The 1,516-nt window shown below is 56.3% G+C and carries 1 protein-coding gene and 1 pseudogene; one reads left to right on the forward strand and one right to left on the reverse strand.

Going from position 1 to position 1,516, the window contains the following annotated elements:
- Positions 1 to 94: 94 nt before the first annotated feature.
- Positions 95 to 877, reverse strand: a complete 783-nt coding sequence (locus AB2L51_RS15010; protein ID WP_395583032.1) for a helix-turn-helix transcriptional regulator — start codon at positions 875 to 877, stop codon at positions 95 to 97.
- A 100-nt stretch (positions 878 to 977) separates the two neighbouring features.
- On the opposite strand from AB2L51_RS15010, the pseudogene AB2L51_RS15015 reads away from it, so the two are divergent.
- A pseudogene (locus AB2L51_RS15015) lies at positions 978 to 1,442 on the forward strand (class I SAM-dependent methyltransferase); the annotation flags it as partial.
- Positions 1,443 to 1,516 lie beyond the last annotated feature (74 nt).

A 1,516-nucleotide genomic window follows, 5' to 3' on the forward strand; every position in this document is an offset into this window, starting at 1 on the left:
GACTGTGCCTGAAATAGCATCTGGCTGGGTCAATTCCTGATGAAAAACCCGGGTCAGTTCTCAGTGAAAATCAACAGGTCTGACTTCAAAAGAGTTATCGTGGTTTCAATGCTACCAACTGATATTGCGACCATGTTGTAAAAGTGAGAATGGTCTGGTCAAAATCAACACGGCCATCAATGGGATGATTGAACTTACGGGGACCGCCCTCCCGTAGCAACACGCTCTGATTGTGCCACAGCCGCTCAAAATCCGGGCTCAGGGACCGAAGCTTCCGCACAAGCGCGTCTACCTGTTCTGTGTCACCACGAATGCTGACAGCCCGGAATTCCGCCAGCACCCGTCGCGCACTGCTTTTCCAGTCGTCAAGAAACGTGCGGGCGTCTGGTGCAAGAAAAACATAACGCAGCAGATTGCGTTCTTTACCGTCCAGCCAACCGGCAAAAAGATGCCGGGCCGCGTCATTGGCGGCGCAGGCATTCCATAGGGGATCAAGCACATAGCAGGGTACTGCCATCTGCTCTGGAAAAATCCGGACCTCCTCGGGAAGGTCTGATGCCATAGAAGGCCGCGATGCATCGGGGTCTTTCATCTGCGCGAGTTCGAACAGGTAAAGGCGTTCCGCAGAGGAAAGATGCAAGGCCGTAGCAATACGTGCCAGCGTCGCCGCCGAACAGGAGACATCCCGGCCCTGTTCGAGCCACGTATACCAGGTCGTACTAATGCCGCAGATCTGGGCGGCTTCTTCCCGCCGCAACCCTTTTGCCCGGCGGCGTCCTGGTGGCGGATGCAGACCAACATCCCCCGGTGAGAGGGTATTACGACGCGCGCGCAGGAAAGTCCCGAGAGCACGATGCTGTTCGGAGGAAAGACTCATGATGGTGTTTTTTGTACCAGTATAAAGAAAGACCTTATCCCTGCTTTTTGCATCTGGCAGCTTGGACTGCAACGACTCGTGGATAGTGGAGGCAGAAAAGATGACGGAACCTTATGCAGCAAAGCACTATGCCGCACGGGCGCAGGATTATGTGGCCAGTACGGTCCACAGTCAGGGCAGCGATCTGGACAGGGTCGAGGGTCTGGTAGCCGGCAAGGAACTGCGACGTGTTCTGGATGTCGGCTGCGGTGGAGGTCACGTCACCTATCGGCTCGCTCCCCATGTCGGAGAGGTTGTCGCCTGCGATGTGACGGGACCGATGCTGGGTGCAGTCGCGCAGGAAGCGGCACGACAAGGACTGTCCAACGTCACGATCGTGCAGGCTCCCGCAGAAAAGCTCCCTTTCGAACACGGAAGCTTCGACGCCGTCTTCTGCCGCTTTACGACCCATCACTGGTCTGATGCGCTGGCAGGCCTGCGGGAAGCACGACGTGTGCTGGCCCCATCAGGGATGGCTTTGTTCATTGATGTGACAGCCCCTCCTTCCGCCTTGCTGGATAGCTGGTGTTGATTTTCACTGAGAACTGACCCGGGTTTTTCATCAGGAATTGACCCAGCCAGATGCTATTTCAGGCACAG

It is taken from the genome of Acetobacter fabarum, assembly GCF_040702925.2.
Lineage (GTDB): Bacteria > Pseudomonadota > Alphaproteobacteria > Acetobacterales > Acetobacteraceae > Acetobacter > Acetobacter fabarum_B.